An 18666-nucleotide genomic window follows, 5' to 3' on the forward strand; every position below is an offset into this window, starting at 1 on the left:
TTGCAGTTGCTTTTTTCTTGGAAAGAGTGGGAGTATCCGCCTCAGCGGGCGGTAAAGAAGCTCCGCCCACAAGAGCCGCACGGGACAGCGGCCATGACAATATGAGAGGATTATCATGCGTATTGCACTGCGTATCGCGCTTGCCGCTTCGGCCGCGCTGCTGGCACTTGGCGTCGCCCAGGCTCAGGAAAAGACCCTGAGGATCGGCACCGAAGGCGCGTATCCGCCCTTCAACAACCTGACCTCGGACGGCCAGTTGGTCGGCTTCGACATCGATATCGCCAAGGCGCTCTGCGACGAGATGAAGGTGAAGTGCACCTTCGTCGCGCAGGATTGGGACGGCATCATCCCGGCGCTCCAGGCCGGCAAGTTCGACGCCATCGTCGCCTCGATGTCGATCACGCCCGAGCGCGCCGAGAAGGTCGACTTCACCCACAAATACTACAACACCCCGTCGGCCATCGCCGTGCCGAAGGATTCGCCGCTCAAGGGCGTGACCAAGGAAGACCTCGCCGGCAAGAACATCGGCGTCGCCACCACGACCACGCATTACAACTATGCTTCGAAGACCTACACCGACAGCACCATCAAGGGCTACCCGAGCAGCCCCGAGGAACAGGCAGACCTCGCCAATGGCCGTCTCGACGCCATCGAGGACGACATCGTCGTGTTGCAGCAGTGGCTGGATTCGCCAGACGGCGCCTGCTGCAAGATCCTCGGTCAGCCTTCGCCGCAGCCGGTCGATATCTTCGGACCGGGCGCCGGCATCGCCGTGCGCAAGGGCGAGACCGATCTGGTCAACAAGCTGAATGCCGCGATCGACGCCATCCGCAAGAACGGAAAGTACAAGGAAATCAACGACAAGTACTTCAAGTTCGACGTCTACGGCGCCGAATCCTGATCGACAAGCCAAGGGCGGTGAGGCATTCCTTGCCGCCCTTAAATCCTTCCGGGATCGCCACGGAGACACGACCCGTCAATGCCGGCCCAAAGCATTTGGACACTTCTCAGCTGGGGACCGGATGGCTGGAGTGACGACATTGCGTCTGGCGTTCTGGTCACCATTGCGCTGGCGCTTGCCACTCTGCCGATTGGCCTGGTGATCGGCTTTTTCGTCGCCTTCGCCAAGCAGCATGAAGAGCCGTCGCTGCGCCTGGCCGGCAACATCTACACCACCGTCTTTCGCGGTCTGCCCGAACTGGTGACGCTGTTCCTGTTCTTCTTCGGCATGCCGCTTCTCCTGCAATATGTCGTGCGGCTGTTCAATCCCGACGCGACGATCGACGTCAACAGCTTCATCGCCGGCATGATCGTGCTGTCGCTGATCTTCTCCTCCTACGCCAGCGAGGTCTTTCTCTCCGCGTTTCGTGCCATTCCGAAAGGCCAGTATGAGGGCGGTTACGCCATTGGCCTGTCGAAATGGCAGACGATGCGGCTCATCGTCCTGCCGCAGCTGATACGCATCGCTTTTCCGGGCCTCGAGAATTGCTGGCTGAGCCTGCTCAAGGACACCTCGCTGGTCTCGGTGGTCAATCTGGCCGAAACCTTGCGCCAATCCGGCGTTGCGGCGCGGGTCACCAAACATTCCTTCCTGTTCTACAGCGTTGCGGCGTTGATCTTCCTGGCGCTGGCCGTCCTGTCGTCGATCGCCACGAGCTACATCCTGCGCCACCTCGGACGGAGGGAGGCGCGATGAGCGTCAGCCAGGCCGTTGCGATCGACAGGCCGCCCCCGCAAGCGCGAGGCTGGTCGCGAGCCCGCATCCTTGGCTCCGCGCTGGTCGGCATCTGGATTCTGTTCGGCGTCGGCATCGTTGCCTATCTGGTCTACGCATGGAATGCCGCGTTCTTCGCCAGATACGCGCCAGCCTATCTGCAGGGCCTGGGCACCACGCTGTCGCTGGTCGCCATCTCGATGGTCCTTGGCGCAATCCTGTCGCTTCCCGTCGCCTATGGCCGCATGTCGAAGAACAGGATCCTGTCCGGGCTTGCCTATTGCTATGTCTACTTCTTCCGCGGCACGCCGCTGCTCGTGCAGACCTACCTGGTCTATTACGGCGTCGGCTCGTTCCGGCCGGAGCTTGAGACGGTCGGGCTGTGGTGGTTCTTCCGCGAAGCTTTCTATTGCGGCGTCTTTGCCTTCTCGCTCAACACCGCCGCCTATCAGGCCGAAATCCTGCGTGGCGCCATAGAAAGCGTACCGCGCGGCCAATGGGAGGGTGCGGCTTCGCTCGGCCTCCACAAATTGCAAACGCTGCGCAAAGTGGTCCTGCCCCAGGCGATCATCGTCGCGCTGAGACCCTACGGCAACGAACTCATCCTGATGATCAAGGCTTCGGCAATCGTCGCCATCATCACGGTCTACGACCTGATGGGCAACGCCAAGCTCGCCTACGCAAAATCCTTCGACATCCAGGCCTATATCTGGGTGGCGATCGTCTATCTGGCGATGGTCGAGATCCTGCGCCACGGCGTCGAATGGATCGAGCGGCGCATCACCGTCCACCTGCACCGCTAGGCCGAAATCGCGTAGGCCTGGGCCAGTCGATGCGGCCACCCGCGCCTTGACGAATCCGCCGCAGGGCCTAGAGCTTCCGCAACTGAAATTCGTTTGCGAAAGGTGGCTTATGGCATCGGTGGCATTTCTCGGTCTTGGCGTCATGGGCTATCCGATGGCCGGGCACCTCACGAACAAAGGCGGCCATGACGTCACCGTCTACAACCGCACCAAGGCAAAGGCCGAGCAGTGGGTGGCCCAGCATGGCGGCAAACTGGCGCTGACGCCGGCCGAGGCGGCCGAAGGCAAGGACTTCGTCTTCTCCTGCGTCGGCAATGACGATGATCTGCGTTCGGTCACCACAGGTGCGAACGGCGCCTTCGCCGCGATGAAGAAAGGCGCCATCTTCATCGACAACACCACTGCCTCGGCCGAGGTCGCGCGTGAGCTTGACGAAGCCGCGCGCAAGGCGGGTTTCTCCTTCCTCGACGCGCCGGTGTCCGGCGGCCAGGCTGGCGCCGAGAACGGCGTGCTGACCGTCATGGTCGGCGGCGATGAGGCTGCCTTCGACAAGGCGAGGCCCGTCATCGACGCCTACGCCCGCATGGTCGGCCTGATGGGATCGGCGGGTGCCGGCCAGCTGACGAAAATGATCAACCAGATCGCCATTGCCGGCCTTGTCCAGGGGCTGGCCGAAGGCATCCATTTCGGCAAGAAGGCGGGGCTCGACATCGAGAAGGTGATCGAGGTGATCTCCAAGGGAGCGGCCGGCTCCTGGCAGATGGAGAACCGCCACAAGACGATGAATGCCGGCAAATATGATTTCGGCTTCGCCGTCGACTGGATGCGCAAGGACCTCGGCATCTGCCTGGCAGAGGCCAACCGCAACGGCGCCAAGCTGCCGGTGACGGCGCTTGTCGACCAGTTCTACAAGGATGTGCAGGACATGGGCGGCAAGCGCTGGGACACGTCCTCGCTGCTTGCACGCCTCGAAAAATAGGCAACGCAATGCCCCTGCCCGATCCGAGCTGGAGCGCCGACGACATCGTCGCTCATTTGCGCGCGATCGGCACCGAGGCGAACCGGGCGGGCATGGCGCGCTTCGGCATCAACACCACGAGTGCGCTCGGCGTCGGCAATTCCGAATTGCGGCCGCTGGCGCGCAAACTGAAGAAGAACCACGAGCGATCGCTTCTGCTGTGGGACAGCGGTGTCCGCGAAGCGCGGCTGATGGCGGCCTTCACCGGCGAGCCGAAGAAGGTCGGCATCGATCAATGCCGGCGCTGGGCGGCGGATTTCGACAGCTGGGAGATCGTCGACACCGTCGCCGACCTGTTCGCTGAAACGCCATTCTGGCGCGAACTGATCGATGAGTTCGCCGAAGACGAACGCGAATTCGTCCGCCGCACCGCCTTCGCCATGCTGGCCTGGAGCGCGGTGCATCTCAAGAAAGAGCCGGACGCGACCTTCCTTGCCTATCTGCCGCTGATCGAGAAACATGCCGGCGATCCACGCAATTTCGTCCGCAAGGCGGTCAATTGGGCGCTGCGGCAGATCGGCAAGCGGTCGATAAGCCTGCACGCCCCTGCCCTTGCGCTGGCGGAAAAACTGGCGGCATCGTCGGACAAGACGGCGCGCTGGATCGGCAAGGATGCGGTGAAGGAACTGACCGATGCCAGACAGATCGAAAGGCTCACAGCCGCAAAGACCTGACCTTGCCAGGATTCGCTTCGTCGAGGTGACGCCGGAGACACGCGCCGGCTTCGAGAACCTGTTCGAGCAGCCGGGCGCGCCGAAATATTGCTGGTGCATGACCTGGCGCCATTCCAGCCACGAGCACGGTAAGAACGATGATAAGAAGCGCATGATGATGGCGCTCATCGATGCCGGCACCCCGGTCGGCATCGTCGCCGAGTTGGACGGCAGACCAGTCGGCTGGTGCTCGGTCGCGCCGCGCGAGACCTACCGGAAACTTTCGAAGCAGCAGGACGACACCGAAACAGGCATATGGTCGATCGTCTGCTTCTATGTGCCGAGGGCTTTGCGCGGCGACGGGCTGGCTTCCGCCCTGCTCGATGCGGCGATCGACCATGCCTTCCGCAAAGGCGCACGTATCATCGAGGCCTATCCCGTCGACAAGGCAGCGCCCAGCTATCGCTTCATGGGCTTTCACGACATGTTCGTCGCGCGAGGCTTCCATGAAATCGGCACCGCCGGCACGCGCCGGCATGTGATGCAACTGAGCCGTTGAGCCCGACCGGTCACGACGCTTTTACTCGATTCCGCCAATGGACGGGCGGAGGATGGAGCACCATGAACAAGCGTTTCAGATCGTGCGCGATGTTGGCGGCCGTGCTGCTCTTCGCTGCCTCGGGAGCCGATGCCGCGGCCGATGTCGCGCATATCCTGTGGAAGGACCTGCGCCCAGCCACGCAAGCCGTTGCCGAGGACGCGAACCTGCCGATGATAGCCGCGAAACTGCCAGACCACGGTGAGACCTTGTCGCTCAATCTGCAGGACAAGACGATACAATTAGCCGGCTATGCATTGCCGGTCGATCGCGATGGCGACCTCGTCTATCAGCTCCTGCTGGTGCCGTGGACCGGCGCCTGCAGCCACATGCCGACGCCACCGCCGAACCAGATCGTGCTGGTGACGCCGGCGCATCCCTATAAGATGAAAGAGACCTACGAGCCGGTCGCCGTCACCGGCGTGCTGAAACCCGGCATGGAGAAGAGCCAGCTCTTCATCCTCGACGGCGTCTCGATCGTCCAGTCGGGCTACACGGTGCGCAGGGCCGAGGTAGAAAGCGTCGACAGCGTGCCGGACACGGTCACGCTGCCGGTCAACTCGCCGTGGAATTTCCTCAACAAAAAGAAGAACTAAGCTCGCCGCGCCACTCAAGTGCGGGAATCGGCGAGCAACCCTATCACGCGGCGTTCGCGCCCGATTCCTTGTCCAGAACCATGTAGTCGAGCGGGATTTCGGTCGTGTATTTGATCTGCTCCATGGCGAAGGACGAGGAGACGTCGCGGATCTCGATCTTGGCAATCAACCGCTTGTAGAAAGCGTCATAGGCGGCAATATCCGGAACCACCACGCGCAGCAGGTAATCGACATCGCCGCTCATGCGATAGAACTCGACCACTTCCGGGAATTCCTGGATGACCTCGGAGAAGCGCCGCAGCCATTCATGGCTGTGCGAATTGGTGCGGATCGACACGAAGACGGTGACGCGCACATTGACCTTCACATGGTCGAGAATGGCAACGCGCCGCTGGATGACGCCCTCCTCCTCGAGCTTCTGGATGCGCCGCCAGCACGGCGTGGTCGACAGGCCGACTTTCTTGGCGACATCGGCGACCGCGAGCGTCGCGTCCTCCTGCAGGAGGCGGAGAATTTTTCTGTCGAGGCGATCCATGGGAAGCTCCAGGGGAATAGTTTGGCTATAATCCCTTTTATCCAGGCCTTTCACAAGAAAGAAATTCTGCCAACGGCGGCAAAAGCGAGTGATTTCTTGCGGGCTGCCTAATCGATGCGATAGCGGATTTCCGACCTCAGGAAGGGCAGCAAATCCATTTCAAACCAGGGATTCTTCTTCAGCCAGCCGGTGTTTCGCCAGGATGGATGCGGCAGCGGCAGCACTTTCGGGACGGTCGGTCCATCCCATATGGCGCGCCAGTTCCTGACTGTCTCGGTCAGCGACGGCAGGCGTGTCGTGCCCATATGCCAGGCCTGCGCATAGCCGCCGATGGTCAGAACCAGGTCGATCTGCGGCATCAGCGCCATCAATTGAGCGCGCCAGGCTGGCGCGCATTCGCGGCGCGGCGGCAAGTCGCTGCCCTTGGCGTCCTGTCCGGGAAAACAAAAGCCCATCGGAACGATGGCGAATTTTTCGGTGTCGTAGAACTCATCGCTGCTCACACCGAGCCAGCTTCTCAGCCGGTCTCCGGAGGCGTCGGTGAACGGCACGCCCGACAAATGCACTTTTGTGCCCGGCGCCTGGCCGGCAAGCAGGACCCGCGCGGTGGAGGAGGGCTGCAGCACCGGCTGCGGCTCGTGCGGCAGCAGCCGCCCACGCGGCTCCTCGACGCAGATGCGGCAGGTCCGCACCCTGGCGGTGAGGCGCTCCAGCGCTTCTCTCCTATCAGGCTGACTATCCAATTGTTGTCGCTCAGGCCGCTGCGCTCGGCCGGCTTGTAAGCGCCGCGTACCAGCGAAGCACGTTCGTACACTCCTCCGGCACCCTGATGCGGGCCGGCTTCATGAAATCGATGGCGATCATGCCGGTGATGTCGGCGACCGAATAGTCATCGCCGGCGGCGAATTCGCGCTCCGCCAGTTCGTGGTCGAGGAAATGCAGGAATTCGATCGCTTTCGGTTTGTTGGCCTCGCCCCATTCCGGGATTTGCGGCACTTCCCACTCCTTCATCGCAGGATGGATGTGCCGGAACGCGGCGGCGACGCTGGCCATCAGGTTCAGTTCCATGCGCCTTTGCCACATCTCCACCATGGCCTTGCCGAGCGCGCCCGTGCCGAACAGCGCGGGCTCGGGGTGCAATTCCTCGAAATAGCGGCAAATGGCGATCGATTCCGTGATGATGGTGCCGTCGTCGAGCTCGAGCACAGGCAGGCGCCGCAGCGGATTGCGCTGAGCCACCTGCTCGCCGCGATGCTCCAGCGCGCCCATGTCGACGGGCACCAGCGGGACCGTCAGCCCCTTCTCGGCAAGGAAGACGCGCACGCGCCGGGGGTTGGGCGCGCGGCCGCCATCGAACAACTTCATTCCATCCTCCAGCTTCTCCACCGGATCATAGGCGGCTTCGCCCATCACCAGAAGCGAACAAATTCGCGCAACGCGTCGCCGAACGAGACGAGCACGCCGTGCTTTCTCTCGACCGGCGCATCGCGATGGCCGTCGCGCCACTGCCGCGGCCCCTCGAAGGTGCCAGCCCAGATGCCGGCCTTGGCCGCTCTCGCCACCGCTTCCTCGGTCTCGAAGTCGCCGAAGGCAACCGCCCATCCGGCCTGCACCTGGCTCCGGTTCAGGTCGGTGTCACCTGCCCTGCAGTCGCCGAGCAGCCGGCCGTAACGGTCGCGCTGCCAGCCGCTGCAGGAAACCGGCCTGCCGGAGATCAGCCGTACCAGCGATTGCCGCGCCAGCTTGCCGCAGGGATAGTCGGCGCCGGCCTTCTGGCAGGTCTGCTGATACTCCGGAGCGTCGATGCCGCGCATGCGAATGCGCTCGGTCCCGAGCGTGATCGAATCGCCGTCATTGACGATCGCCGTGCCTTGCTCCTTGCGTGTCTCGAACCGGTCGAGGCGCGCCGCCACCAGGATAAGCAACCCGAGCAAGAGGAAGGCCAGCCCATAGTCCAGCAGCTTGCGCCAGAGACTTCGCGGCGAGCTGGCCGCGTAGCGTCGGCGCGGTTCTCGCGGCACGAAACGGCTCATATGGCAAACAGTCTCTTAATCATTCGAACGTAGCTTAACGAACTGACAGTCGCTGCGCGCAGAAATTGAAGTCTGTATGCCTTTGCAACGCTCGAACACAGCGGATAAATTTATTGTGGACCGCCGTAAACCGCACCGCAACAGCGATGTGGCGCGCGCGGTGCGCAAGACGCGCGACCGCCTTTCGCAGCAGGCGGGCAGCCTCGACTTCGACCGTGAACTGCTGAAACTGCATGCGCGCGCCATGGTGGTCGGCGCGGCGGCGATCCCGTTGCTCGTGCTCGCCGTAGCGGCCGTCGGTCGGCTGGCCGGCCTGGACAGCCAGATCGCAATCTGGGCCCTGTCGACGCTGCTTTGCTACACGATCGTCGCTTTCATGGCGCGTCGCGTGGAGCGGACCGAGGCGGCCGAACTCGACCCGGTGCAGACGCGTCGCGACTTCCTGATCGGCCATTTCCTCTGCGGGCTTGGCTGGGCGTGGTTCGCCTGGTTCGGCTGCGCCACCTGCCAGATCGACCAGTTCCATGTAGCCAAGGCCATGGTGCTGCTGATCGCCATGGCGACGACCGCCGTGATGGCCTCCTCGCTTGGCGGCGCCCTGTTCGCGACCTTCGCCATTCCCGTTGCCGTTTATGTCTACACCGTCATGCGCCTTTGGACGCCGATCGAAGCCACGATGGCGGCCTTGCTCATCGCCGCGCTCCCCTTCTTCGGCTATATCGCGCGACACCTCAACCAAGCCTCGTTGATGGTGTTGTCCTTCCGCTCGGAGAAGGACGCGCTGATCGCCGAGGTGGAAACGGCGAAATCGATGTCGGACGAGGCAAGGCGGCGCGCCGAGGACGCCAATCTGGCGAAATCGCGGTTTCTCGCCTCCATGAGCCACGAACTCAGAACGCCGCTCAACGCCATCCTTGGCTTCTCCGAAGTGATGGCCAATGAAGTGCTGGGGCCGATGAACAATCCGACCTACCGCGACTATGCCCATGACGTGCACGAGTCCGGACAGCACCTGCTCGACCTGATCAACGAGATCCTCGATTTGTCGCGCATCGAGGCCGGCCGCTACCAGCTCAACGAGGAGCCGGTGGTGCTGCTGACGATCGTCGAGGATTGCTGCCACATGATGGAGCTGCGCGCCCGCAACAAGGACATCCGCGTCATCCAGGAATTCGAGGAGACCTTGCCGCGGCTCTTCGCCGATGAGCGCGCAGTCAGGCAGATCACGCTCAACCTCCTGTCCAATTCGATCAAGTTCACTCCGTCCGGCGGCGAAGTGCGCGTACGCGTCGGCTGGACCGCCGGCGGCGGCCAATACATCTCGGTCAGGGACAACGGACCGGGCATACCGGAGGAGGAAATCCCGATAGTGCTTTCCGCTTTCGGCCAGGGCTCCATCGCCATCAAGAGCGCCGAACAGGGAACCGGCCTCGGCCTGCCGATCGTGCAGGGCCTGCTCGCCATGCATGGCGGCGAGTTCGAGCTGCATTCCAAGCTGCGCGAGGGCACCGAGGCGATCGCTATTTTCCCGTTGAGCCGGGTGATGGAAGAATTGCCGGCTTTGCCGACCAAGACCGTTGCGGCTCGGGGGCGCCGCTGAGGCAACCCCTGTGGCTCTAAAGCCGGACAGCCATCGCCATGCCGGAACTGGTCAACGCCGCGGCCTTGACGATTCCGGCGGCGAGAGCGGCCCCTACCCCTTCGCCATGGCTGATGCCGAAATCGAGCAGCGGCCGCAGTCCGAGCCGTTCGGCCGCCTTGGCGTGGCCGGGCTCCGGCGACAGGCTGGCAAGCAGGCAGTGATCGAGCGCGCCAGGATTGGCCGCATAAAGGGCAGCGGCCGCCGCGGTCGCCGCGAACCCGTCGAGCAGGACAGGAATCTTCTCCATGCGCGCCGCCAGAATGGCGCCGCAGATCGCGGCGAACTCGCGCCCGCCGACCCTGCGCAAGGCCTCAAGCGGATCGCCCAGACCCAGACCGTGGAATGCCAGCGCCCGATCGACGACCTCAGCCTTGCGCGTGGTCATCGCAGCGTCTGCGCCCGACCCCGGCCCGACCCAATCGGCCCCGTTGCCGCCGAACAGCGCTGCGCAAAGAGCGGCGGCGATCGTCGAATTGCCGACTCCGAGATCGCCCAGGCACAGAAGATCGGCGCCGCCCGCCACCGCCTCCATGCCGAAGGCCATGGTCGCGGCGCAGCCGCGTTCGTCGAGCGCGGCTTCCTCGGTGACGTCGCCCGTGGGAATGTCCAAGGCGAGGTCGAAGACTTTCAGGCCGAGATCGTTGGCGACGCAGACCTGGTTGATCGCGGCGCCGCCGGCGGCGCAGAGTTCGACCTCATTGGCTGTCGCCGACACCGGACGCGGCGAAATGCCGTGCCTGACGGCGCCGTGATTGCCGGCGAAGATCGCCATCAGCGGCCGGTTGATCGCCGGTGGCGCGCGTCCGCTCCAGGCGGCAATCCAGGCCGCGATGTCCTCGATGCGGCCGAGCGATTCCTTCGGCTTTTCCGCTTTGGCAAACAGCGCGCGGACACGGGCCGCCGCCGCGTCATCGGCAGGCGGCAACCCTGCCAGGAGGCTTCGGAAATCGTCGAAAGGCGTTGCGGTCATTTATGTCGGTCGCGATCCGTTGCGGAAATCGCAAGCGGCATAGCCCCCTTCTCCAGCCGGCACAACCGCCTGACGATGCCGCGAACGCGTCGCCTTGCGGCGTATTGCGAAGGGCTTGCATTGCCCCGGCGGTTGCACCATGTGGAATAAAGCCAAGAGAACAGCATGTCCGCTATCGAATCCCCCTGCATCCTGGTCTGTTCGATCGATATGAAAACCGGCTTCTGTTTCGGTTGCGGCCGCACGCGCGACGAGATTTCCGGCTGGCTGACGATGACACCCGAAACGCGCCGGACGGTGATGTCCGAATTGCCGGCGCGTCTCGAAACGGTCGAGCGGCGGCCGCGTCGTGAAACCCGGCGTAGCCGCATGGCGCGCGAGCGCGGCGTTTTGTGAGAAGAAACCGATGAACCGGCTGTTCTGGATCGTCATGGCGGTGATCGGCGCCGGGGTCGTGCTGCTGATGCTCAACAATTCGGCCGGCCACACCTTCGGCATGGCCAACAACGATTTCGGCCGGCTGATCTGGGTCGGCGTGCTGGTGATGGTGATCGGGGCGAGCCTGCTCCGCTCCGGCCGGCCGGTGGGCGACATGGCGCGCAATATCGGTGTCTGGGCCGCACTGATCCTCGTGCTGATCGCCGGCTATCAGTATCGCTACGAACTGCAGGACGTCGCGAGTCGCGTCACCGCCGGCCTTGTCCCGGGCAGCCCGTTGGCTTTAGGCGTGGAGAATGGCCGCCCGACCGTCACGCTCGACAAGGCCGACAACGGCCATTTCGAAGCCCGCATCCTGGTCAACGGCACGCCGGTGCGGGCGGTGGTCGACACCGGCGCGACCAGCACGGTGCTGACGTCCGAAGATGCTCAGGCCGCGGGTTTCAACCCAGCGGCGCTCAGCTACAGCGTGGACGTCTCGACCGCCAACGGCATGGCGCGCGCGGCGACCGTCAGGACCGACCAGGTGGCGATCGGCGGCATCGTGCGCAAGGACATGTCGGTGATGGTCGCCGCGCCCGGCATGCTGGATCAAAGCCTGCTCGGCATGAACTTCATCGGCTCATTGTCGGGTTTCGACGTGCGCGGCGGCCGCATGATCCTGCGGGACTAATTCATGTCGCCCAGAAGTGCGTAGCGGTTCTGGGACCACGACATGCATAGGAAAATGACTTAAAACGCAACGCGTTTTAACCTAAGGTCAGGCCGCCTCGGCTTCCGCCGCCGCGAAATCGATTGCGGAAAACGCGGTCTTCAACACCTGCGCCCCGGCGCCAGGCCTGTTCGCATCCGTCGACAGGATTTGCCGGAAGCGGCGCGCGCCAGGCAAGCCGTGGAACAGTCCGACCATGTGGCGCGTAATGTGGCCGAGCCGCCCGCCCCGCTCGATATGGCGAGCCGCGTAGCCGGCCATGGCGTCGATCAGCGCCGCGTGGTCGAAGGCGGCGGGCGCCTCGCCGTAGAAGGCGGCATCGACGCCGGCAAGGATGCCGGGCGTGTGATAGGCCGCGCGGCCGAGCATCGCGCCGTCGACATGCCCGAGATGAGCCGACGCCTCGGCGAGCGATTGAATACCGCCGTTGATGCCGATGAATTCGTTCGGCTTTTTGGCCTTCAGCCGGTAGACGCGCGGATAGTCGAGCGGCGGGATTTCACGGTTCTCCTTGGGACTCAGCCCCTCGAGCCAGGCCTTGCGGGCATGCACCCAGAGCGCGTCGGCGCCCGCGGCGAGCACGCCATCGGCAAGCGTATCGAGAGCGGGTTCGGGATCCTGGTCGTCGACGCCGATGCGGCATTTGACCGTGACGGGGATTTTCACCGCGGCCTTCATCGCCGCGACGCATTCGGCGACCAGGGCCGGCGTCTTCATCAGGCAGGCGCCGAACGTCCCCGACTGGACGCGGTCCGACGGGCAGCCGACATTGAGGTTGATCTCGTCATAGCCGAAGGCCTCGCCGATCCGCGCCGCCTCGGCGAGTTTTTGCGGATCCGACCCGCCAAGCTGCAGAGCCACCGGATGCTCAGCGTCGTCGAAGCCGAGCAGCCGCTCGCGAGCGCCATGGATGACGGCATCGGCCACAACCATCTCGGTGTAAAGCAGAGCCCGGCGCGTCAACTGGCGATGGAAGAACCGGCAGTGCCGATCCGTCCAGTCCATCATTGGTGCTATGGCGAGCCGCACCTTTTTGTAATCGCTGCTCTTTTCCATCGCGTCCGGTTCCGAGAGCCTCCATCAACGAGGCACCCGCTCACATAAGCGATTTCGCAGCGATTTCCTACCGGGTGCCCCAGGAACTGCGCAACAGACGAAGCCGAAGGCATCTCGACCGTGTCAGGATGCAAAACAATAAACTACACGCCGCGCCGGTCAGGCGCGGCGTTCTCGATTTGCCAAAAATCGGCTTAGCCTAACGCCTCAAGGCGTAGACATTGTCCATCGACGCGCCACCCAGCGGCAGCGCCATGTCGTCGTCGAGCAGCCGGGTGATGCGGGCAAAGCCGACAAAGGCTTTGCGCGCTTCCTCGGCCGACATCTTGCCCGACACAGCCGCCGCGCAGCAATTCAGGGCGCATTGATAGACTGGGCCACGTCTGCCCGTTGGCCATTTCCGCAGGAACACCATCGCCTCGGAGACGCTATCGACTTCCTCCACAGGATGTCCCTGCCCACGCGCGATTCGCACTGGGGTAAAGAAATGCAAGCGATCCATCGTTATCCTCCCGGTCCGCCGCAGAGCAGCCGAACTTCATTAAACGCACGTCTTATGGATCGGTTCCAAACAAATTTGGTTGCTGTCGGAAAAAATTCGGAACCGGCCGGCCTGCGCGAAAACCGCTTGGCGACTCAGCTCGGTTCGGTCCGAAGCCGTCGAATACGGCGATTCTCATTGAATATCTTTAAGGCGAAAGCCGGCAAATGGGTTGCTTGCCGGTTCCCCGGTGTCAGGCTTAACCTGTGCGGTCAAACGCGTGAGGGCGCGTTTTGCAACAAGGGGAACACCTGCAATGACCATTCAAGGCGCATCGCCTGACCTCTACAACGAGGATCTGGCTCCGGCAACGGTCAGGAACTGGGGACCGTTTTCGATCTTCAACGTCTGGACCTCGGACGTCCACAGCCTCTGGGGCTACTACCTGGCGGCCAGCCTGTTTCTGTTCTGCGGCGGCTTCGTCAACTTCGTCATCGCCATCGGCATCGGCTCGCTGATCATCTACGCGCTGATGAATATGGTCGGCTATGCCGGCGTGAAGACCGGCGTGCCCTACCCCGTGCTTGCCCGCGCCTCCTTCGGCATCTGGGGCGCCAACGTTCCGGCTCTGGTGCGCGCGATCGTCGCCTGCTTCTGGTACGGCGCCCAGACGGCCGCGGCTTCGGGCGCCATCGTGGCGCTGCTGACGCGCCTGCAATGGTTCGACGAGTTCAACAAGAGTTCGCACCTTCTGGGACATTCGACCCTGGAGGTGATCTGCTTCGTCATCATCTGGGCGCTGCAGCTGCTGATCATCCAGAAGGGCATGGAAACCGTTCGCCGCTTCCAGGACTGGGCCGGCCCGGCCGTGTGGATCATGATGCTGATCCTGGCCATCTATCTTTGCGTCAAGTCGGGCACTTTCGCCTTCACCAGCGACATCCCGATGGATGTGCTGCTGGACAAGACCAAGGACGCCGGCGTTCCGGGCGAGCCCGGTTCCTGGACCGCGCTGTTCGCGGTGGCGGCGATCTGGGTGACCTATTTCTCGGCGCTCTACCTCAACTTCTGCGATTTCGCCCGCTACGCGCCGGACAAGGCGGCGCTGCGCAAGGGCAACATATGGGGCCTACCGGTCAACCTCATCCTGTTCTCGCTGGTGGCCGGCGTCACCACGATCGCCGCTTATGACGTCTACCATGAAGTGCTGCTCCATCCCGACCAGATCTCGGCCAAGTTCGACAGCTGGTTCCTGGCCGCTCTCGCCGCGTTGACCTTCGCGGTGGCGACGCTGGGCATCAACGTCGTGGCGAATTTCGTCTCGCCGGCGTTCGACTTCTCCAACGTCTTCCCGCGCCAGATCGACTTCAAGAAGGGCGGCTACATCGCGGCGCTGATCGCCCTGGTGCTCTATCCCTTCGCGCCATGGGAAGGCAGTGCCGCTTCCTTCGTCAACGTCATCGGCGCGACGATGGGACCGATCTTCGGCGTGATGATGGTCGACTACTACCTGATCCGCAAAAGCGAAGTCGACGTCGATGCGCTCTATCGCGAGGACGGCGAGTTCCGTTTCCAGAGCGGCTGGCATGTCAACGCCTTCATCGCCGCCGGCATCGGCGCCATCTTCTCCTCGATCCTGCCCAACTTCACCAACTGGCTGCCGTCCTGGTGGGGCGTCTATGGCTGGTTCTTCGGCGTGGCCATCGCGGGCGCCGTCTACTACGTGCTGCGCACCATGGCGCTCGGCGCGGGTGCGAAGGTGGCGAAGGCTTGAAAATGAGGCCGTAGGCAGCAGGGCTTAGGCAATAGAGAACACTCTCCTACTGCCTACTGCCTACTGCCTACTGCCTACTGCCTACCCTACTGCCTGCTGCCTACCATCTCCGCCAAGCGCCGCACGGTGTTCCAGTTGCGGGAAGTGCCGATGCCCATGCGCTTGTGGCTTGCTGCCGCGAGCAGGCGCGAGCTCGGTCTTTCACGGGAAAAGACCACCCAGATATCGCCGTCGACCAAAAGCACCTTCTCGTCCTCGGCGGCGTAGGCCTGGAGCGCTGCGGCGGCCTCGACGGGCGCCGGCCTGCGCATGACGCGCACCGCCACCTGGTCGGCGGCGTCCGCGGAATCGTCCGGGAATGGATTGCCGGCCGCGAGCTTCAACCAATCCTCCGCGCCGCGCACGATAATGTCGACATGGCGGCCGAACGTCTCTTCGAAGGCCTTTTCCAGCCGATGCTCGAGATCGGAAATTTTGGCCGTCCGCGCCTCGAAGACCAGATTGCCCGTCGCCACCAGCGTTCGGACGTTCTTCAGGCCGATCCTTTCGGCCATCGCCTTGAGGTTCGACATGACGACCCGCCGCCCCTCGCCGAGGATGATGCTGTAGAGCAGCGCGACGTAAGTCCGCATGGCACGGTTCGCCAGCCGATCGCTCAGACCAGCCGCGACTGATCCACCGCAGCCGAGATGAAGCTCGCGAACAGCGGATGCGGGTCGAGCGGGCGGCTCTTCAGCTCGGGGTGATACTGCACGCCGATGAACCAGGGATGGTCGGGATATTCGACCGTCTCCGGCAGCACGCCGTCGGGCGACATGCCGGCAAACACCAGGCCGCAATCCTCGAGCCGCTGCTTGTAGTCGATGTTGACTTCGTAGCGGTGCCGATGGCGCTCGGAAATCTGCGTGTCGCCATAGATATCCGCTATTTTCGAGCCCTTGGCGAGTTCGGCCTGATAAGCGCCAAGCCGCATCGTGCCGCCGAGATCGCCTGTAATCCTGCGCTTCTCAAGCATGTTGCCCTTCAGCCACTCGGTCATAAGGCCGACGACGGGCTCGTCGGTCGGGCCGAACTCGGTCGACGATGCATGATCGACACCCGCCAGCGAGCGGGCCGCCTCGATGCAAGCCATCTGCATGCCGAAGCAGATGCCGAAGTAAGGCACCTTGCGTTCGCGCGCGAACTTTGCCGCCAGGATCTTGCCTTCCGAACCGCGCTCGCCGAAGCCGCCGGGAACAAGGATGCCGTGCACCTTCTCCAGCCACGGCGCCGGATCTTCCTTCTCGAAAATCTCGCTTTCGATCCAATCGAGCTTGACCATGACGCGATTGGCGAGGCCGCCATGCGACAACGCCTCGATCAGCGATTTATAGGCGTCCTTGAGGCCGGTGTACTTGCCGACGATGGCGATCGTCACCTCGCCTTCCGGATTGTGGATGTGGTTGGAAAGCTTTTGCCACGGCTCCATGCGCGGCTTCGGCGCCGGGTCGATGCCGAAGGCCGCCAGCACTTCCGAATCGAGGCCTTCCTGGTGATAGGCCAGAGGCACGTCGTAGATATGCGGCACGTCCAGCGCCTGGATGACGGCGCTTTCGCGCACGTTGCAGAACAGCGAAAGTTTCCGGCGCTCTTCCTTCGGGATCGGCCGGTCGGCGCGCACCAGAAGGATGTCCGGCGCGATACCGATGCCGCGCAGTTCCTTGACCGAATGCTGCGTCGGCTTGGTCTTCAATTCGCCGGCGGTCGGGATGTAGGGCATCAGCGTCAGATGCACATAGACTGCGTTGTTGCGCGGCAGGTCGTTGCCGAGCTGGCGAATCGCTTCCAGGAACGGCATCGCCTCGATGTCGCCGACCGTGCCGCCGATTTCGCACAGCACGAAGTCGTAGTCGTCATTGCCGTCCAGCACGAAATGCTTGATCTCGTCGGTGACGTGCGGGATGACCTGGACAGTCGCGCCGAGATAGTCGCCGCGCCGCTCGCGCTCGATGATGTTCTTGTAGATGCGGCCGGTGGTGATGTTGTCCTGCTGGTTCGCCGAGCGCCCGGTGAAGCGCTCGTAATGGCCGAGATCGAGGTCGGTCTCGGCGCCGTCATCGGTCACGAACACTTCGCCATGCTGGTACGGCGACATCGTCCCGGGATCGACATTGAGATAAGGATCGAGCTTTTTGATCCGCGCGCGATAGCCTCGCGCTTGCAGAAGAGCCCCAAGAGCTGCTGCGGCGATGCCTTTTCCGAGTGAGGAAACCACGCCGCCTGTGATGAATACATATCGCGCCATGGGAGTCATCGCTTAACGCGGCCTGATTGATTCCGCCAGAGAAAAAACCGCCGCAAAGGCTTTTTCCCTAATGGCGCGGGTGCTCGCAAAGAGCCGTTCCCGAAGCATGTCGCCCAAAAGCATGGAACGGTTTGGGGGAACGACATGCTTCAAGGCAAAGATTCAAAACAAAAGGGCCGGCGTCGCCGGCCCTTTTGGCAGTTTGATGGAGATCGTTAGATGATGACGACCTTGGTGCCGATCCTGACGCGGCTGTAGAGGTCCATGACGTGCTCGTTGATCATGCGGAAGCAGCCGTTCGAGGCGCTGGTTCCGATCGACTGCGGCGCGATCGTGCCATGGATGCGCAGATGCGTGTCCTTCTTGCCGTCATAGAGGTAGATGGCGCGCGCGCCGAGTGGGTTCTGGCCGCCGCCGTTCATGCCGTCCTTGTACTGGCCGTAATGCTTCGGCTCGCGCTTCTGCATGTCGAGCGTTGGGATCCAGCGCGGCCATTCCTGCTTGTCGCCGACAGCCACGGTGCCCTTGAACTGCAGCCCTTCGCGACCGACCGCGATGGCATAGCGCCGCGCCGTCGAAAAGCTCTCGACGAGGTAAAGGCGACGAGCAGTGGTATCGATGACGATCGTGCCCGGCTCATAGCCCGAGAACGCGACGTCCTGCGGCACGAATTCCGGCTTCACCTTGAAGGGTCGCTTGGCGTCCTTCTTGGCCAGCGCCGAATCGAGCGCGCGGGTCTCGGGCAGATAGTTGATCGAAGACGTCTGGGCGCTGCCGCCGAAGAGGCCGTCGAACAGACCGCCGCTGCTCGCCTGTTTCTGGCCGGGCTGCTCACTGCGCAGTTCACCGTTGTTGCCAGTGGCGGCGATGTTCATGACCTCAGCCGGGACAGGCTCCTCGGCCTTGACCGGGATGATCGGCCCGACCGGCTCCAGCGGCGCGATGACCTTGGTGGTCTTCTTGGCAGGCTTGGCGTCGGCGACTTCAGCCGGCGCGGCCGTACCCTTCTTGGCGAGCCATTCTTGGCGCGCCGCGTCAGCCTTGGCCTTGGCGGCCTCGCGCATTGCCATCTTGCGAGCCTCGAGCGCCTTATCCTTTGCCGCCTGCTTGTCGGCGGCGATCTTGGCTTCGAGCTTGCCGATCTGCGCGAGATCGTCAGAGGTCGGATTTTTCTTCTTCTTGAGAAGCTTCAACTGCGATGCGTCGCTCTTGGCGGCGACAGGAATTGCGTCGGTCTTCTCTACCGACGGTGACGAGACCATGTTTGCCGGTCCGGCGATGGCCGCGGAACCCATGCCGAGGATGGCACAGACTCCCAAAATGATGAAGCTGCGAAGCTGCATGGCGAAGATCCGATCG

Annotated in this window: 21 protein-coding genes; 11 read left to right on the plus strand and 10 right to left on the minus strand. The window is 63.2% G+C overall.

The window, feature by feature from the left end:
• Positions 1-115: 115 nt before the first annotated feature.
• From FJW10_RS00120 to FJW10_RS00150, 7 genes are all read left to right on the plus strand, one after another.
• Entirely contained in the window at positions 116-901 is a 786-nt protein-coding gene (locus FJW10_RS00120; RefSeq protein WP_140897528.1) for an ABC transporter substrate-binding protein, read from the plus strand.
• 78 nt (positions 902-979) lie between these two features.
• Positions 980-1696, plus strand: coding sequence for an ABC transporter permease (locus FJW10_RS00125; RefSeq protein WP_140709908.1), 717 nt, complete (start codon positions 980-982; stop codon positions 1694-1696).
• Positions 1693-2517 (plus strand): ABC transporter permease, encoded by an 825-nt coding sequence (locus tag FJW10_RS00130; protein ID WP_140897530.1) that lies wholly within the window; start codon positions 1693-1695, stop codon positions 2515-2517. Before FJW10_RS00125 ends, FJW10_RS00130 begins: the two co-directional genes overlap by 4 nt.
• Positions 2518-2626: 109 nt before the next feature.
• Positions 2627-3496 carry an NAD(P)-dependent oxidoreductase gene (locus FJW10_RS00135; RefSeq protein ID WP_140829989.1) on the plus strand — a complete coding sequence of 290 codons (870 nt, stop codon included), beginning with the start codon at positions 2627-2629 and terminating at the stop codon, positions 3494-3496.
• An 8-nt stretch (positions 3497-3504) separates the two neighbouring features.
• Positions 3505-4209 (plus strand): DNA alkylation repair protein, encoded by a 705-nt coding sequence (locus tag FJW10_RS00140; RefSeq protein ID WP_140897532.1) that lies wholly within the window; start codon positions 3505-3507, stop codon positions 4207-4209.
• On the plus strand, positions 4169-4747 hold the full coding sequence (locus FJW10_RS00145) for a GNAT family N-acetyltransferase (protein WP_140897534.1): 579 nt from the start codon (positions 4169-4171) through the stop codon (positions 4745-4747). Before FJW10_RS00140 ends, FJW10_RS00145 begins: the two co-directional genes overlap by 41 nt.
• A gap of 62 nt (positions 4748-4809) precedes the next feature.
• Complete coding sequence (locus FJW10_RS00150) at positions 4810-5382, plus strand: DUF3299 domain-containing protein (RefSeq protein WP_140856749.1); 573 nt, start codon at positions 4810-4812, stop codon at positions 5380-5382.
• 43 nt (positions 5383-5425) lie between these two features.
• On the opposite strand, the gene FJW10_RS00155 is transcribed toward FJW10_RS00150, so the two are convergent.
• The 4 genes from FJW10_RS00155 to FJW10_RS00170 form a co-directional block, all read right to left on the minus strand.
• Positions 5426-5917 carry an Lrp/AsnC family transcriptional regulator gene (locus FJW10_RS00155; protein ID WP_140642616.1) on the minus strand — a complete coding sequence of 164 codons (492 nt, stop codon included), beginning with the start codon at positions 5915-5917 and terminating at the stop codon, positions 5426-5428.
• 107 nt (positions 5918-6024) lie between these two features.
• Complete coding sequence (locus FJW10_RS00160) at positions 6025-6660, minus strand: uracil-DNA glycosylase family protein (RefSeq protein WP_140897536.1); 636 nt, start codon at positions 6658-6660, stop codon at positions 6025-6027.
• Between the two features lie 10 nt (positions 6661-6670).
• Positions 6671-7282, minus strand: coding sequence for a glutathione S-transferase (locus tag FJW10_RS00165; protein WP_140897538.1), 612 nt, complete (start codon positions 7280-7282; stop codon positions 6671-6673).
• Between the two features lie 44 nt (positions 7283-7326).
• A complete protein-coding gene (locus FJW10_RS00170; protein WP_140897540.1) occupies positions 7327-7950 on the minus strand; it encodes a thermonuclease family protein in 624 nt (207 codons plus the stop codon).
• 76 nt (positions 7951-8026) lie between these two features.
• Here FJW10_RS00170 and FJW10_RS00175 point away from each other — a divergent pair, with 76 nt between their 5' ends.
• Complete coding sequence (locus FJW10_RS00175) at positions 8027-9550, plus strand: ATP-binding protein (protein WP_140830002.1); 1524 nt, start codon at positions 8027-8029, stop codon at positions 9548-9550.
• 16 nt (positions 9551-9566) lie between these two features.
• Here FJW10_RS00175 and FJW10_RS00180 read toward each other — a convergent pair whose 3' ends face one another.
• Entirely contained in the window at positions 9567-10562 is a 996-nt protein-coding gene (locus tag FJW10_RS00180; protein ID WP_140897542.1) for a nicotinate-nucleotide--dimethylbenzimidazole phosphoribosyltransferase, read from the minus strand.
• 165 nt (positions 10563-10727) lie between these two features.
• Here FJW10_RS00180 and FJW10_RS00185 point away from each other — a divergent pair, with 165 nt between their 5' ends.
• The gene (locus FJW10_RS00185) at positions 10728-10958 is read left to right on the plus strand and encodes a DUF1289 domain-containing protein (RefSeq protein WP_140830006.1); all 231 of its coding nucleotides are present in this window, start codon (positions 10728-10730) and stop codon (positions 10956-10958) included.
• Between the two features lie 10 nt (positions 10959-10968).
• Entirely contained in the window at positions 10969-11673 is a 705-nt protein-coding gene (locus tag FJW10_RS00190) for a TIGR02281 family clan AA aspartic protease (protein ID WP_140897544.1), read from the plus strand.
• Between the two features lie 87 nt (positions 11674-11760).
• Here the strand turns inward: FJW10_RS00190 and dusA are convergent, their stop codons facing one another.
• Complete coding sequence (gene dusA, locus FJW10_RS00195; RefSeq protein ID WP_140897546.1) at positions 11761-12768, minus strand: tRNA dihydrouridine(20/20a) synthase DusA; 1008 nt, start codon at positions 12766-12768, stop codon at positions 11761-11763.
• Positions 12769-12967: 199 nt separating this feature from the next.
• The gene (locus FJW10_RS00200; RefSeq protein WP_140830015.1) at positions 12968-13270 is read right to left on the minus strand and encodes a DUF982 domain-containing protein; all 303 of its coding nucleotides are present in this window, start codon (positions 13268-13270) and stop codon (positions 12968-12970) included.
• A gap of 295 nt (positions 13271-13565) precedes the next feature.
• Between FJW10_RS00200 and FJW10_RS00205 the strand changes: the two genes are divergently transcribed.
• A complete protein-coding gene (locus tag FJW10_RS00205) occupies positions 13566-15023 on the plus strand; it encodes an NCS1 family nucleobase:cation symporter-1 (RefSeq protein ID WP_140830017.1) in 1458 nt (485 codons plus the stop codon).
• Between the two features lie 86 nt (positions 15024-15109).
• Here the strand turns inward: FJW10_RS00205 and FJW10_RS00210 are convergent, their stop codons facing one another.
• From FJW10_RS00210 to FJW10_RS00220, 3 genes are all read right to left on the minus strand, one after another.
• Complete coding sequence (locus FJW10_RS00210) at positions 15110-15655, minus strand: DUF1697 domain-containing protein (RefSeq protein WP_140897548.1); 546 nt, start codon at positions 15653-15655, stop codon at positions 15110-15112.
• Between the two features lie 23 nt (positions 15656-15678).
• Complete coding sequence (locus FJW10_RS00215; RefSeq protein WP_140897550.1) at positions 15679-17316, minus strand: CTP synthase; 1638 nt, start codon at positions 17314-17316, stop codon at positions 15679-15681.
• A 206-nt stretch (positions 17317-17522) separates the two neighbouring features.
• Entirely contained in the window at positions 17523-18650 is a 1128-nt protein-coding gene (locus FJW10_RS00220; RefSeq protein WP_140897552.1) for a L,D-transpeptidase, read from the minus strand.
• Between the last annotated feature and the right edge of the window lie 16 nt (positions 18651-18666).

The organism is Mesorhizobium sp. B4-1-1, from assembly GCF_006439375.1.
Taxonomy (GTDB): domain Bacteria; phylum Pseudomonadota; class Alphaproteobacteria; order Rhizobiales; family Rhizobiaceae; genus Mesorhizobium.